Source organism: Sanyastnella coralliicola, assembly GCF_030845195.1.
In the GTDB taxonomy this organism is placed as follows: Bacteria; Bacteroidota; Bacteroidia; order Flavobacteriales_D; family Sanyastnellaceae; genus Sanyastnella; species Sanyastnella coralliicola.
This window is the reverse complement of the sequence record NZ_CP132543.1, coordinates 2,165,572-2,181,943: the sequence shown is the minus strand read 5'-3', so window position 1 is coordinate 2,181,943 and position 16,372 is coordinate 2,165,572. Positions and strand designations below refer to the sequence as shown.

Here is a 16,372-nt window from a genome sequence, read left to right as displayed (position 1 = left end):
ACCATGAAAACGACTATCCAATCCGTTCTTTCGATTGTTTTGACGTTGATTACCTTGAGTGTTTCAGCTCAGGATTTGAATGTGCATAACTCGGAAGCCATTGACGTGGTCAACGCAAATACGTTGATTACTTCTCAAGACCAGTACTACGAAGAGATTTTGTCCCAGACCTACTCTAACTTTTCAATTCAGCATCAAGAGGCCTATGTGCTGTTGAGCTATGAACAGAGTTTAAAGACCTTCTATAGCCAAGATTGGATGACTGAAATTACCTATGATGTCACCTTGGTTTACGAAGATGGAAGCTTTGTCTTAATCGAGGATGAAGAACTAGAGGTCACTTTTAATTTAGATACGCCTTATCAAGAACAAGAGCTCAAATTGTACCCAGGGGCAATCTTTGCTGAAGTGAAGAACGTCTGCGTGAATTGTTCAGGGCAGAATAATGTGGATTATCAAACACCACCTGATTGCCGTCTCGAGGTAGGTATTAATTCACATAAACGATTCGCTTTGCAAGAGACGGTACCACCAGTGATCACGCAATTTCAGCTTGAAAACAATCAAAACGAGTTTGAGTTGGCGTGGTCAAAACCTATTGGTGCGACGAAGTATGAGATTGAATGGCTGTTCTATGAACTTGGCGAAAATGAAGATTATAGTCAATGGTCACAGTTGACTCCAAACTGGAGAAATGCCGTAAGAGTGCAGTTGGATCAAAACCATTACACGATTCCCAATACATACCCAAGAGGGATACTGGCCGTTCGAGCAAGAGCGGTAGGTGAAGATATCTCTACCGGTAATCGAACAGTAACGCCTTGGTCAACTGATGATGACGCCACTTACGAGTTTGCCTTGGCAATCCAGACTCAAACAGCTTTCTCAGATCTGAATTGGTCGGTTTCTCAAACTTTTGGTGAAAATGGAAGGCGATCTGTTTCGCTTTCTTTTGCTGATGATCAGATGCGGACACGTCAATCTGTTACCATCCAGAACACTGATGACCTAGCCATAGTGCATTCGAATGTCTATGACTTTAATGGAAGAGAAACAGTTCAAACCCTACCCACACCTCAACCGAATCAAGGATATCACTTCTATGAAGACCAACTCTGGGATGCTTCTTCCAACCGATATTTTGATTATAGCTATTTCGATATTTGGGATGGAGTTGAGAACACCGTAGAAAACAATTTGCCACTACACCCTGGAGGTGAAGGTGATGAAGGACCAGGCAATTACTATTCTTCGTCAAATGTTGGTCTTGGTCATCATGGTGAATATGTTGCTGATGCTCAAGGATATCCATATGCGAGAACGGTGCTATCAAAAGACGGATCCGGTAGAGCGATGAAGACTAGTGGAGTAGGAATTGATCATGCGATTATTGACGGACATGAACATGTTACTTCATATTTCTACGGAAATCCAAATCAAGAGGAGCTAGACAGTCTCTTCGGAAATGAAGTTGGGTATGCCTCACAGTACCTAAAAACTGTTAGTGTGGATCCAGACGGACAGGGCCATGTAGTAATCACAGATCTTAAGGGGCGAAAAGTAGCAGAATATATGACAGGTTCAAACCCAGAAAGCCTGCTACCTCTTGACCATCTAGAAACTTCCAATGGTGAAATAGTCGGTGACGAGACCTATATAGATCTCACTTTTTACAATATCACCGATTCATGGGAAGATGCAATCGAAGCAGAACATACTTTTGTGGTTGTAGAACCTTCGGAACATACCTTCTACTACGATCTTTTCCCCAACACTTTCACAGTAGGTTGTTCAGGAATGAATATCAATCCGAAATACAACATATACATCGACCTCTATCGAGTGGTCAACGCAAGTGATATTACCTTGGAAGAAGAATTGATTTACCATTTTGAAGAACTAGGTGTAGATAGCTGGGATGATGGGAATGTGGGATATCAAGCTTCACCTCCAATACTCATTCCAGGCACTTATCGGATTCATAAGAGATTAGAGTTAGATCAGGAAGGAATGCAGCAGGAGTTGTCAAACTATATGGCCGAACCTAATTGCTATCAACCACTTGCTCCAGCGAATTTTACATGTGACGAATGTTGGAATGATTGCTTCGAAAGTTATTACCTGCGTGATGGCGATCAGGTGAGATTTATCAATGGCGATGGAACTACGACTGTGATTGCCGATAATTTCAATCCTGCCGAACAGACGTTAGTAGCTTACCTTGATGCAGTTGATGCCTTAAATAATGTACCAGAAGGATATGATGCCCTAATTGCCAACGCAAGAATTCAAATAGAGCAATGCGCTTCAGATTGTGACAATCCTGTAGCAGAGCCACTAGATTGGTGCTCTTTTTATATGACTCAGATGTTAGACGCTATGTCACCGGGAGGTCAGTATTTTGACAACCTATCTGAAAGCATCGATGAGTATGGAGTTTATAATAGCGGATATGATATGAATGGCTGGCTGACCAGTGAATTAATTTCTATCGAAAATGTAGTGTCTACAAGTCTTTGCAATTTCGGATATCAGCTTTCAGATTTTCAAAATCAAGGGATATATGATTGGGACGATCTGAGGACTAACTGGGAATTGTTTGTTGAAATTTATCCAAATTTTCCTGACCAATTCATTATGTACCATCCAGAGTTTTGTCAATATGATGTTCGTTGTGACGTAATGTTATCTAAAGAGTCATGCTCAGGCGGTATCATTTCTGGGGAAATCTCTGTTGATTTTTGGAATTATCCAGACCATGTAGATCAACAGATTTCATCAGGAGGCATGCTAGGAATTGAAGTTTTCAATCCAGTTCATACTGGTTGGAATTTAACTATGGATACAGACTTCACCGGAACCCAATTCAATACGAATCTACAATACAACAACTACATTGGTGCGTACGCAAATGGCCTTTGCGTAAATGCTGGTATGAACATAGATGAACTACCATTAGATTGGTTCATTGCAGGACATAGAGATGGGGTTTTAGATCTTGAACGACAGGAAATGAAATACCTTGTCGAGGCAAACCTGCGTAACTTCATTAAGTATTATGATGACCAAAGCTTACTTGATGATGATAAATACATGTCAATTTGGTATGTACTTGACGATCCTCATGACATCGCAAATAATCCACCTTCCGGGTTAGATCCCGTAGTAGCAAATTTATTCGCTTCTCTTGAAGAAAACGGATACATAGGGGCAAATGCTGATGAAAGCAGCAAGGCTTACTTCTTTCAAAGCGTTTATCGATTCTACAGAGAATTAGCGTTTGATGCGTACTTAGAATTTGTAGAGCCGGTTGAAAGTTGTATTACTGGCTTTTGTGGATCAATAGAACCTCTTGGTAACCCTGAACCACTAGATTTATTAAACGGAGGATTATTCCAAAATGCGTCGGCAGGGAATTTTATTCTCTTTCCCAATCGTCCAATGTTCGATGAATTAATTGAAGGTTGGCAGACAAGCTGGGGTAGCGGGAATAACAATAGTGTAACCGATGAGTCAAATGTGTATATCGCAGATTATTCGGTCCTAGATGAATTCTACGACGAGGATGTCGAAGACGGAATGGCTGATGATGTGGCGGACCTTTTTTGCTCTGTAGATTGTGGGGTATACATAGCTGAAGTCTTGGAGTATGTTGAGGATAGCTATCCGAGTTATTTTGGTGCTGGTGGTGAAGAGCTCGAGTTATTAGAATCATTACTCATGACGTTATGTACTAATGGCTGTAACCTCTTGGAAACAGTTTCTCTGAATCACGTCTTAGGAGGCGGTGTTTACGTCAGCTACTTAGGTGTTGATTATTATGATTTGAATGATCTCATCAACGACCATTTCGTAGATATTTGGAATGCAAATGAGAATCTAGTCGTACCAAGTTCAGAAACATTAACCGCTGGCCAGGCGCCAATAGCGTGCAACTGTTCTAACCTGGCAAATTTCATTGAAGGGTACAACGTTTTTGCCAATCCGACGATTGACTTGGCCGGAATATCGAACAATGGTTCTTTTCTTGACTACATCATCGAAGAGTTTTATGAAACCTCTGATGCACAACCAAGTCTAACTGATCTTAATCAGTGGGCACAAGAGTGCGATGGGTTGTATTCAGCTAGCCTAAACAATTTCCCTCCTTCCTTCAGTTGCGGAGTATCTGCCTTCAGTAGTGTTGGTCAGATGGCATGCGAAGTAGTTTTAGCGGATATGGAGCAAGAAATATTCGACGCAGAAAGTGCCAATTACGAAGTTTTGGCTGAACAGGAGTTTCTGGATTTATACATGCAAAATTGGTATGAAAATTTAGATGACCGTGAATTCTTCAAAATGAAGTACACTAAGATGGACTATCAGTCTACCTTGTACTACTATGATCAGGCAGGAAATTTGGTAAAGACTGTTCCGCCGGCTGGCGTCCATCCACTTTCTGGCAGTGATATTGACCTTGTACAACAATACAGAGAAGATCAGTTAGGAAACTTCATGGACCCAAACCACCAAATGGAGACCGTATACACCTACAATAGTCTTCAGCAAATGGTAAAATCGTCGACACCTGATGGGGGTATTGAAAATTTCTGGTATGACGACCTTGATCGCATTATCGCCAGTCAGAATGACAAACAACTGGCAAACAATTGTTTCAGCTATACGCTATACGATGAACTAAGTAGACCGTATGAATCTGGTCAAGCATGTGGAGTTAGTATTCCGCCGGGTACCTACTTCTCTCAAGCAGATTTTGAGCTACTAATCAATGCATCAACAACCAAAGAAGACGTTAACTATACTTGGTATGACGCTTCAGTAGCCAGTCAAGAAGTTTTAGGTGCATTAGCGGATGGAACCCAAGACAACCTGAGAAACAGGGTAAGCATGGTGGCGCATATTCGTGAAATGACACCTCAAGAACTACCTGAGAATAAATATCTATCAGCTACTGTATTCTCTTATGACATACACGGGAATGTCAAAGAGGCAGTTCAAGAATTCCCTGAATTACATGTGATTAATCAAGGAACAAAGAAGATAGAGTACGATTATGATGTGTTCAGCGGCAATGTACATGAAGTGAAATATCAATGGGGAGAATGGGATCAATTTGCACATCGATATGAGTATGACGCTGATAACAGATTGCATGCAGTATTTACGACAACTGACGGTCGATTCTGGCACAATGACGCCAAGTACTTTTATTACGCACATGGACCATTAGCAAGAACGGAAATCGGAGACAATCAAGTTGCAGCGCAAGATTTCGCGTATACCATTCAAGGCTGGGTTAAGGGAGTGAACAGTGCCACCCTTCAACGATTCCGTGACATTGGTAAAGATGGTTTCGAAGATGTGAATTCTCCGAAAGTCAATTCACATTTCGCAGAAGACAGCTATGGCTACACCCTTGATTATTTCGAGGGAGATTACAAAGCCGTTACTGATGGTCAGATATCGACAGCAAATCACTTTGAACTAGAGTCTTTGTCAGCATTCGATAGTGACATCTTTGATTTGTACAGCGGAAATATTTCGGCTATATCACACGCTTTCAGTCAAGAACTATCCATTCCGAATGTTGGCGTCATGAATCACCATACGGCCATTTATAGGTATGATCAATTACACCGGATAAAACAAGCCAACTATGTGATTACACCATTGAACGACCCAACGTTACTCGGTAACAACGTTCATCCACTAGGTTCGGCCTTATCTGATGACTTCGCCTCATCATACTCTTTTGACCCGAATGGGAATATTGAAACCTTGGTAAGGAATGGTCATACTATGCTCAATCCCTCTGATTTAGCGATGGACAACTTCACCTATAACTACACCTATGAAGACGTCAATTTGCCTGACGAAGAACGTTACCGAAATCGATTGACATACGTTCAGGATGCCGTGGATTCTCCATGGGATAATGATTTAGATGGCCAGCTTCAAGACAACTATGAGTATGATGAAATAGGCCAACTAATCCAAGATGCGGAAGATGGCATAGGTTGGATTGAATGGAATACCCAAAACAAAGTGGAGCGAGTTATTCGCCCTGATCAAGTGAATGGAGTTTATTTATCAGACTTAGAGTTTATCTATGACCAAGGTGGCAATCGAATTGCGAAAATTGAGAAGTTTAGAAATGCCAATGGTTTTATGAAAGATGAAACCGAATGGAAGGTCCAGTATTACGCTCGTGATCCGATGGGAACTGAGTTGGCCATATATGACCTTGCGATTGCACCAGCACAGCAGCCCCTAGAATATGACTTAATATTTACGCTACAAGGAACACATCTGAACGGTTCTTCTAGATTGGGTATGCTCACTGATGGAAGATCAATTGGAGTGACTATATCGAATCTATCCCTATCACCAAAAACAGTTTATTACGGTACAGATGGAACCTCGTCACTCACTGATTACGTAATCGGAGCAGCCACATATCAATTGAATCAAATAAGTAGTTCTGATGAACAATTTGCAGACATTACCGGATTCAAGCAGTTTGAAATATCCAATCACTTAGGAAATGTTACAGCGGTGATTGGCGATGCGAAAACTCTTGAATATGATCAGAATACTCAATATTATGTGTTTAAGCCGCGAGTGACCGCTTTGAACGACTATTACCCCTTCGGTATGCTGATGCCAGGAAGGACCTTTGCACAGGAGGACTATAGGTATGGCTTCCAAGGGCAGGAAGCTGATGATGAGCTAAAAGGCGATGGCAATAGTGTCAACTATAAATTCAGAATGCATGATGCTAGGATTGGTAGGTTCTTGAGTCTAGATCCTTTGGCGCCAGATTATCCACATAATTCTCCATATGCCTTCTCAGAGAACATCGTTATAAACGGTATAGAACTCGAAGGAGCAGAACATAAACGAGTAATTCATTGGTTTGAATTAGGTCTAGATGGAGAAGCCATAATCGTCAGGACGGAAGTTGATATTGATCAATATGCTAGGTTTAATGATGATCTATATGCATATGCAGTTACCGATCACTACTATATCAACAAAGAGACGGGTGAGGTATTTGAAGGTGAGCCGCTGATAGAAAAATTCGATAACCTAACAACTATAGGAATAGACTACCATGCACCTTCAGCGATATATGATTACACGCTAGATGAAGATGAGGACAAATTTATTGACGATCGTAATTGGATTAATCAGGAAAATGGATACGATGATGGATATCCTTTTGTATTTGATTTTGTTGGAGCGTCTGTTGTTCGTCACCGTCAAATTATTTCGAGAGATTGGAATGCACCCGATAATGCTTCTACAGTTGAAGATGTAAATGTGCTTACTTTATCAACCGGAGCAGTACCTGGAGTATGGGGAGGCAGATGGGTTAGTGAATCAACAAGGGGCTGGTCGTCATTCTCCAAATCCTACCAAGAATTGATTACGGGTGTCAAAGCTGGTAAAACATATCGCCTAAATAACGTTAACTTCGATGGAATTTCGAGTTCAGGAGTCTTATTGGAAGCTAAAGGTAAGTACAAGTGGCTACTAGAAAGAAATTGGGTTCAGTCAAGTTTCCTCAAACAGGCCACTAGACAAGTCAATGCTGCAGAAGGGGCGACTATTGAATGGTATTTTGCGGAAAAAGAGGCCGCAGATATTGTCCGTGAACTTTTCCAACGGGAAGGAATTGGAATAAAAGTATTCCACCAGTCGATGAAATGAAAAAGAAAAAATGAAAGAAACGCTTTATTTAGGAATATATTGGGGTAGTAGAGAGTCAGAACTGGAGGAGTGTGCTGAATATATACGTTCTACGTTATTGCTCTTGGAACAAAACCTACACACTACTGATTGGTATATCACAGGTAGGCCGATATCAAACGAGGGTGATTTGCCGATTTCTCAAAGTTCTCAGGCTATTAAAAAGTTGCTTCTTGATAATCGTAACCTTGATGAGGTTACTAAACTTCCTATAACAGATTTAGGGTATACTCTTATGCTTAAAAGTGAACTTGAAAACTCTATAACTGTCAACTTGAGTATATCTTGTGGTATTTCAAGTAAGTATTTGAAGAATCGTATTATTCTTGATTTGAACGAACCTTATGATTCAATGAAATTGAATCTTCTTAAGCAAATAGGACCAGACCTTCTCGAAATGTGGAATGCATCGGAAGGTAGAATTGGTCATAGTGTATTAAATGAACCAATTTATCAATGGTGATTGGGAAAAGGACAGAGCATCGAATAAGTTCATAGAGAATTTGTGACCTCCGAACGCGCTGAAAATCAGTGATTAGCAATTCCAGAAGGATGTGATTACCTAAACATTTCATCAGATGTATTCTTTGAGATCCAGTAGTTCGGCCCATGGTCGAATTTTCTTCCATGGTATTCAAATGTGATGATGAAATTGAAAGCTTCCTTCTCTTCAGTTCAAGAAATGAGTATTGACCAATTGCTTGCAACCTCCGAAGCAAATGCAAAGTGTCAGGATATTACCTTGCACGCCTAATAGGAATCCTTCTCAGACCATATAACCACCCTCGACCACAAACGCGGTTTAGCTGAAGTATTCAATGACTTGGTGACTATAGGGGTATCCAGCTACCACAGAAAGAATATACAGAGCAGACTCCAGGAGAGGGATGAAGCAAACCACGATCAGTACTCAAAGAAACACCCTCGACCACTTCAACACGTTCAAGCGCTGGTCTGCAGTGTTGCTCCAGTGAAGTGTAGAACGTTGGTTTTTGGCGGGTGTACTTGAAGGAAAACGATAGTGATTGATGTTCTCTCTCATCCGTAGATTTTGTTTCCGTGTACTTGTCCACTATCCTGTGATTTTGATGATTTGGAATGGAGAGATCACGAAGATCACGAAATCGAAGGTGTTTTCTTGAGAGAGTTCTTTTTTCGAATCTTTGTCCTGCAGCTATGACAGAAGGAGGTTTGACTATATCGCAGGCAATAGACCGCATGATTCTCAGTGTTGACAGTGCTTCCATGCTCCTTGAGAAGTACAGCAATCACTTTATAGAGAATCGTGTCGTTTTTCTCTCTGAGTTAGCTGTTCGTTTATCGTCTGATCGCTTGGAGTCTTTCTGTGATACCATAGTATGGAACGAACCTTCTCAGCCTAAGTACATCTATCAAGACGTGCATCTTAAAGTAGCTCAACAGAAGATAAGGCCTACTGATGCTACTGACCGCATGGTGGTATTCCGACAGAGAGAACTCGCTTATGAACTATGGAAGAAGAATCGCTTCATGGAGCTACAGTCTATCCTTCCAACTATTCAAAGTAGACTACAGCTAGAAAAGGGATCACAGTCAACAGAGAACTCAGAGTCAGAAGTCGAAAAGAAAGAAGTAGGACTATACTGGACAAGCACCAACGAGGATCTAACGCTATTATTCAAAGAGCTCAAGAGGAACTCCCTCATTCCAGAAGACACCAACGAAAATATTTTCTTCGATACTTTCAACCATAAACGTGATCATCGTGATCCGTAAATTGTATGGAGTTCCAAAGCCATCACATTTGCTTACTTTTTAAGATCTTTAATAAATGTCTATTACTCAGAGAGACTTATAGAAACATGAAATCTCTACCAATAATCTTAGCGCTCTTCATAATTCCTTTCATAGGTCAAAGCCAAAACCTAATCTCAAATGGGAGTTTCGAAGAATTCGACTATTGTCCGAATGATTGGAGTATGTTGGAAGGTGCCACGGATTGGGACAATCCATCAGGATTAGATGGATGGGATGTTGGAACTCCAGATTTCTATCACGGGTGCACCAATTCTGATTTTAGTACTCCGTACAATCATAATGGTTATCAGGTCCCACACTCAGGCGAAGGTTATGTAGCAATAGAAATTTATACCGCTGATGTTTGGAACGGTCGTGAATATGTGGCTGCTTTACTGGATTCACCCTTAGTAGCAGGTGAGTGTTATTATTTCGAAATGTTCGTCAATTTAGCAGACGATAGCGACTTTACCACAGACGATTTTGGTGTCTATTTTAATGATTCCCCCATATCAAATACCGGAAGTGGTACTTTCATGCCTTATTGGCCACAGATTTCCCAGACAGAAGGCGAATACTTTGATGAAGAGAACTGGACCAAAATTTCCAGTTATTTCATTGCTGAAGGAGGTGAGATTCAGATTATCATTGGAAATTTCAAGCACGACACGGCTACAACCTTGGTTGAGGTCGATGGGGTAGATGATGATTTCATACACAGTTATGTTTTCATAGACGATGTTCATCTTAGTCTTGCAGCTCCGTGTGAAATACCAATCCCACATGATCATGATTCTTCAGTTTCGATTGAAGAAAATTCATCTAAGAACTTTACCATATATCCAAATCCGGTAAGTGATCGTTTAAGTATTGCCGGAAATAATATTCAAGACCAGATTAATCATTTTACGATTCAAGATCTTTCAGGACGATGTGTTCTTCAATCGCAGTATGAATCAAATTCATACATAGATGTAAGTCACCTCTTATCCGGAAGATATATTCTTCATCTTCACCTCAACTTTGGCGAAGTTCTGAGACTTCCGATAATCAAATCTTGATTCTATCTCGAGCAACTCAAGAACTCTTTCTTGTCGTAATATTTCGAAATGATCAGTAAACGGTTCATAAAATGTCGAAAGAAGAAAAACGGATGCCGGATGCCTGACGCCGGAAAAAATCACTTCTCAAGATTTCAATCAAACCCACATACGCCTTAAGCCATACGCCCTAAGCCTCCCCAATTATCCCTACTTTTGAAGGCCATGAAACGAAAACTCCTTCGTCGTCTCTTCCTTTGGGGAATTGGGTTGCCCATCTTGTTGGTAGCCATTGTGCTGGTGGTGGTGTATTTCAAGCAAGATGCGATCGTGCAATCGCAGATTGCTTCTCTCAATGAAACGTATGACGGTAAGATCTCGGTGGGGGATGTGCACCTCGCACCTTTTGAATCGTTCCCTTACGTTTCCCTTAAAATTGATGACGTCAAAGTCTTAGAGAGCAAAGACTCCACATCCACGGTCTTGCTTGATGTGGCTGATATCTATGTTGGGTTTTCTCTTCTAGAAGTGGCTACCGGGAATTTCGATATCCATTCACTGATCGTGGAAGAGGGAGATGCAAACTTGATCGTACACCCTGATGGAAGTACGAATATCCAGCACGCCTTAGCATCACGGGATTCTGCTGAAGATACCGCGGAGACTTCTGACAGTGGTCCATTCCAAATCCACCTGAACGAAATTGAACTCAAGAACATTGATGTCCACCAATACCAAGAGGCGACTCATAAGGAGGTGGAGACCATGGTTTATTGGGCGAAAGGAGGATTATCCACGAGCGAAAAGCACATCAAAGCGCACGTAGATAGCGAGTTCGAGTTGAACGTCCTCGATCACGGTGATACTACTTACCTCAAGCACAAGCACTTTGAGTTTCATACCGACATCGATTTTGATCTGGAGTCTGGAATGCTCGTCTTCAAGCCTTCTGGAATTACCATGGAACACGGTGATTTCGAATTGGAAGGAAGCCTCGATACCAAGAACGAAAACAACATTGACCTGACTGTCAAAGGGACCAAGCCAAGCTTTGATATGTTCATCGCTTTTGCTCCGGAAGAGTTGATTCCTACACTGGAACGCTATGATAACGCCGGTGAAATATATTTCAATGCGTTAATTCAAGGTCCAACGAAAGGACAACTGCCGTTCATCGATGTGCACTTTGGGGCGAAGCAGGCGTACTTGGAGAATTCTCAAGTGAAGAAGCGAATTGATCGTATGGGCTTTGAAGGGCATTTCACCAACGGTGAAAACAAAGACCTGAGCACCATGGAGTTCTCATTGACCGAGATTGAAGCCAACCTCGAGAAGGGAACGTTCATCGGAGATATCATGGTCCGCAACTTTGAAGCGCCAGAAATCGACATGAAGCTTGACGCTGATTTCGAACTGCCATTCATCGTAGACTTCCTTGGTCTGGAAGATGCGCAGGATGTAAAAGGGTCAGTCGAAATGCACCTTCGTTTTCATGATATCATTGACATCGAAAATCCGGAGAAGACTTTACAAGATCTCAACCAAGCCTACTATGCTGAGCTGGATGTAGATCACTTCGCATTGAATTCTACCGAACTTCCAGCGGAGCTGAAAGACTTGAACATCCATCTCGCTATGAATGGAAAGGAGGCACAACTGGACCAATTCGAAATCCAACTCGGAAACTCTAACCTCGATATCACGGGTTCACTTTCGGACCTTCCAGCGATCGTGCATCATGCGCCTGTTCCGGTAAACGCACACCTGACGATCGCTTCAGAAATGCTCGATCTTGTAGAGCTGACAGGCTGGACAGAAACAGACAGTTCCGGAGTGCATGAGCGTATCTCCAACTTAAACCTAGACTTCTCATTCGATGCGCTTGGAAATGCCTTTACAGAGTTCAAGCATTTGCCAGTAGGGGAGTTCTTCATTGACAATCTATATGCTGACCTCGAGCATTACCCGCATACCCTTCATGATTTTCACGCCGATATATTGATCAAGGAAGATGACCTTAACGTCGTTGATTTCACGGGTGAGATCGATGAATCTGATTTCCACTTCACGGGTCTCATCCACGACTACAATGCTTGGATGGAAGATGAACTGCATGGCGATGTTGATTTGGATATCAGCCTCCGTTCTGACCTACTGAAGTTTGATGATTTGCTCTCTTACCGAGGAGAGAATCACATGCCTCCAGAATACCGAGGAGAGGAGTTAGAAGCTCTAGAGCTGCACATGGAGAGCACGCTTCACTACGATCGCAATCAATTTGTAGGGATCGAAGTTGAGCTCGATAAACTGACTGGTTTGACCCATGTACACCCACTGAAGCTCGAAAACTTCAATGGCTACTTCGAATTCAAAGACGAGCACTTGGTAGTCAAAGATTTTGAAGGGAAGATGGGCAAGACCCGTTTCGATATCGACATGAACTACTACACGGGCGACAATGACTCATTGAAGCTGCGTGATAACATGTTCCGTCTAAGCTCTCCATTTGTCGACTTCGATGCCTTGACCAACTTTGAATCCAAAGAAGCTGAGCGAGAAGCTCACCCAGAGGAGACAGTTGACCACGAAGAAGCCTTCAACATCTACGAACTGCCTTTTACTGATATGCAGTTCAATGTTGACGTAGATCACTTCATCTACCACAGATTAGATCTTCAAGACATCGCAACACAGTTCCGAATCACGCACGACCATTACATCTATCTAGACACCGTAAGTCTCGACGCCGCTGGCGGACATATAGCGATGAACGGATATTTCAATGGAAGCGACCCCGAGAAGATCTACCTCAAACCGCGTGTAGAACTCACGAACGTAGACCTCGATAAACTGCTCTTCAAATTCGAAAACTTCGGACAAGACGCTATTGTTTCAGAGAACCTACATGGCCAGCTCAACGCTGATATTACTGGAAACATCCGCATGTTCCCAGATTTCGTGACCGATCTTGATCGTTCAGAAGTGCACCTTGATGTACAGGTGCTGAATGGTCGCCTTGAGAACTACGACCCCATCCTCATGCTCGCAGATTACTTTGGCGACAAAGACCTCACGAGCATCAAGTTCGACACCCTCCAGAACCACATGGATTTCAACTATGGTCAGCTCGACATCCCGAACATGACCATCGAATCCTCCCTCGGCCACATGGACATCTCCGGTTCCCAGAACCTCAACGATAGCATGAACTACTACGCCCGCATCCCATGGAGCCTAGTAAAAACGGCCGCAAGAAATAAACTCTTCGGAGCGAAAAGCGACCAAAAAGAAGACGACATCGTTGAAGTTGATTCAACCAAACGTACCCGCTACCTCAATGTGAATATTGTAGGGACGTTTGATGATTATGACATTCGACTCCGGAAGGATAAGAGAAAACCCTAGATACGACTGGAATAATGAGTAATAAATAATGAATGGTAATTAATGATTCACCTTACTAGGCATCGCTGAGATTCAATATTAATTATTCAAATTCATTATTCAGAATTCCCCTGTCCACAGTCCACAGTCCACGGTCTACTCAAATGAAGAAAGGGCCAACAAAAGTCAGCCCCTCCAAATCCCACAGACGCCGGACGCCGGACGTCAAAAAAAAGCGGACGCCGGATGCCGGACGCCGGAGTAATTATTCGGTACCCTCTCCACCGAGAAGCACAGGTGCCTTCCCGTCAGTGATAATCAATTTCGAATTCGGAGAGTTCGCCAGATCGCGAAGTACTTCCAAGCTGCGTAGTTTGATAATTTGATCGTTGAGTCCTTCAGTAAGAATGAGTTGAGCGTCGCGGGTTCCTTCCGCTTCGATCTTTTTACGCTCGGCCTCTTGGCGTTCTAATTGTAGAACAAATTCCATACGCAGGGCCTCTTGTTCTGCGCGTAGTTTATCTTCAATCGCTGTGTAGAGTCCGTCTGGAAGACTGATGCTTTTGAGGAGAACAGCTTCAATTTCGAAACCACGGTCCCCAAGTAGGTCGTCCATTCGTTTTAAGATAGATGCCTCGATATCGCTTCGGTTTCCTGAGTGCATGTCTTTCGCGAGGTACTGCGCACAAACGTCGGCAGCAGCAGATCGGAATACACTCAAGATGACCACTTCTTCGTAGTCTAATCCCACTTCTTCAATAACCGCAATCGCTTTCTCAGGCTTAATGTGGTAGAGAATGGAAATTTCAGACAGTACGTTCAATCCTTCTTTTGAAGGGAGGTTCAGATTTACTTCTAGATTCACCGTACGAGTCGGGATACGAATGAGGGTCGTTGTAAATGGATTGATCCCTACCGTTCCAGATTCATGAATCTTAGAGGTTAATTTCCCAAGGCGTTGCTTCACCCCAACCTCTCCTGGTCGGATCACAGCGCAGCTGGAAAGAATGCACGTTACGAATAGCAGCACGATGCCGCTCAAGGCGATTTTATGATTTTTCATACTTGATATTTTTGGTTGATACACGATATGTGCACGCTAGCAATGCGTGCGACATGGGCAGTTTCAGTAAAGAGAAGAGGGGTTATCCTTCTGGCGGAGGATGAGGAACTGGAAGGTGTATCAATGAAGAAGAATCGATCCAAGAGGTAGTATGTTTGTTGAGGGATCCCTCAAACGAGCCATACGAATCAAGCCATGAAAATGTATACAGCTCGTCTGCTTCTTCTTCACCAAACTCCAAAGGTTCACCTTCAGATTTCTCCGAAGTTTCAGAGACTTCGTAGTGATGATCGAATCGATTAAATGTCGGGGTAATCAGGCTAGCGCCAAAAACAACAAGAAGGCCAAATGAAAGGACGTGCATCCAACGAAGTAGCGTGCAACGGTTATGACCTTTCTCCATGAACATAAAACAGGTGTGGTGAGTGGTTGTTCAATTTGGTGTTAGAGGGGCAAAAATCATACCGGGATTAGGGAGGCGGAACGCGGAATGCGGAACGCGGGTTGCGGAATGTGGAATGCGGAATGCGGATCGCGGATTGCGGACGGATTTCATCCGTCCCTACGTTTGATACCACGCCCAACCATGAACCGGATGTCATCCGGTTAGAGGTTTTGAGGGTTTTCTCTAATGTATCTGGTGGCGTTTTCGATGGCGCTTTGATGGTTTAGGATGCGGTCATGGTAACCAATTTGCCATTCGAAATCACAATTCTCGATCAATGCCTGTGACGTTACCCTGGCCTTGAAGCCAGCTATGACCCGACCTAAGGTTGCTTTTTGAGGTCCGAATTTGCCAGCGCCTGATTGCTCTTTTGGTGGTCGTCGCTTGAAATGAATAATGAGATGAATATGATCTGGCATAATTACCCATTCTTTCAAGATCACGTTGGAGTGCACTTCGGGAATATCAAGTATGGTTCGCTGCACAATTTCACCCACCGGAGAAAGTGAGACAGCGCCTTTTTCGACGCTCCCGAAATAAGGAAGACGATTCCTCGTGCAAATGGTTATTAGATAATCGGCGGTCTGGCTATAATCCCATCCCTTCTTTCGAATTGAACGATACATAATGGTAGTTTCCTTCGAAGGTCTAACCAGAAAATGATCATTTCAATTTTTATTGATAATCGTCGGACAGAACTTTACCTGCGTATTTATACGCAAACAAAATGCACCTCTCACAAGGTGTTCTGTAGGGATGGATGAAATCCATCCGGTTCGTGATGAACGAGGAGATTTAATCCCTACGGGATGTTTGATTCTCATGAGGTGTTCCATAGGGATGAATGAAATCCATCCAGACCAAAGAGATAAATTTCCGTTAACCGCAATTCCTTTCTCGCAATACGAACCT

At 42.7% G+C, this 16,372-nt stretch carries 8 protein-coding genes; 5 read left to right on the top strand and 3 right to left on the bottom strand.

Going from position 1 to position 16,372, the window contains the following annotated elements; translation table 11 throughout:
• Nucleotides 1-3 precede the first annotated feature (3 nt).
• From RA156_RS09065 to RA156_RS09045, 5 genes are all read left to right on the top strand, one after another.
• The gene (locus tag RA156_RS09065; RefSeq protein WP_306639583.1) at nucleotides 4-7,713 is read left to right on the top strand and encodes a Tox-REase-5 domain-containing protein; all 7,710 of its coding nucleotides are present in this window, start codon (nucleotides 4-6) and stop codon (nucleotides 7,711-7,713) included.
• A 10-nt stretch (nucleotides 7,714-7,723) separates the two neighbouring features.
• Nucleotides 7,724-8,215, top strand: coding sequence for an Imm52 family immunity protein (locus tag RA156_RS09060; RefSeq protein ID WP_306639581.1), 492 nt, complete (start codon nucleotides 7,724-7,726; stop codon nucleotides 8,213-8,215).
• Nucleotides 8,216-8,928: 713 nt separating this feature from the next.
• The gene (locus RA156_RS09055; protein WP_306639579.1) at nucleotides 8,929-9,507 is read left to right on the top strand and encodes a hypothetical protein; all 579 of its coding nucleotides are present in this window, start codon (nucleotides 8,929-8,931) and stop codon (nucleotides 9,505-9,507) included.
• A gap of 86 nt (nucleotides 9,508-9,593) precedes the next feature.
• On the top strand, nucleotides 9,594-10,589 hold the full coding sequence (locus RA156_RS09050; protein WP_306639577.1) for a T9SS type A sorting domain-containing protein: 996 nt from the start codon (nucleotides 9,594-9,596) through the stop codon (nucleotides 10,587-10,589).
• Nucleotides 10,590-10,793: 204 nt separating this feature from the next.
• On the top strand, nucleotides 10,794-13,973 hold the full coding sequence (locus RA156_RS09045) for an AsmA-like C-terminal region-containing protein (RefSeq protein WP_306639575.1): 3,180 nt from the start codon (nucleotides 10,794-10,796) through the stop codon (nucleotides 13,971-13,973).
• A gap of 244 nt (nucleotides 13,974-14,217) precedes the next feature.
• Here RA156_RS09045 and RA156_RS09040 read toward each other — a convergent pair whose 3' ends face one another.
• From RA156_RS09040 to RA156_RS09030, 3 genes are all read right to left on the bottom strand, one after another.
• Nucleotides 14,218-15,015 (bottom strand): prohibitin family protein, encoded by a 798-nt coding sequence (locus RA156_RS09040; protein WP_306639573.1) that lies wholly within the window; start codon nucleotides 15,013-15,015, stop codon nucleotides 14,218-14,220.
• Nucleotides 15,016-15,097: 82 nt separating this feature from the next.
• On the bottom strand, nucleotides 15,098-15,418 hold the full coding sequence (locus RA156_RS09035; RefSeq protein ID WP_306639571.1) for a hypothetical protein: 321 nt from the start codon (nucleotides 15,416-15,418) through the stop codon (nucleotides 15,098-15,100).
• Between the two features lie 203 nt (nucleotides 15,419-15,621).
• On the bottom strand, nucleotides 15,622-16,086 hold the full coding sequence (locus RA156_RS09030; RefSeq protein WP_306639569.1) for a transposase: 465 nt from the start codon (nucleotides 16,084-16,086) through the stop codon (nucleotides 15,622-15,624).
• Between the last annotated feature and the right edge of the window lie 286 nt (nucleotides 16,087-16,372).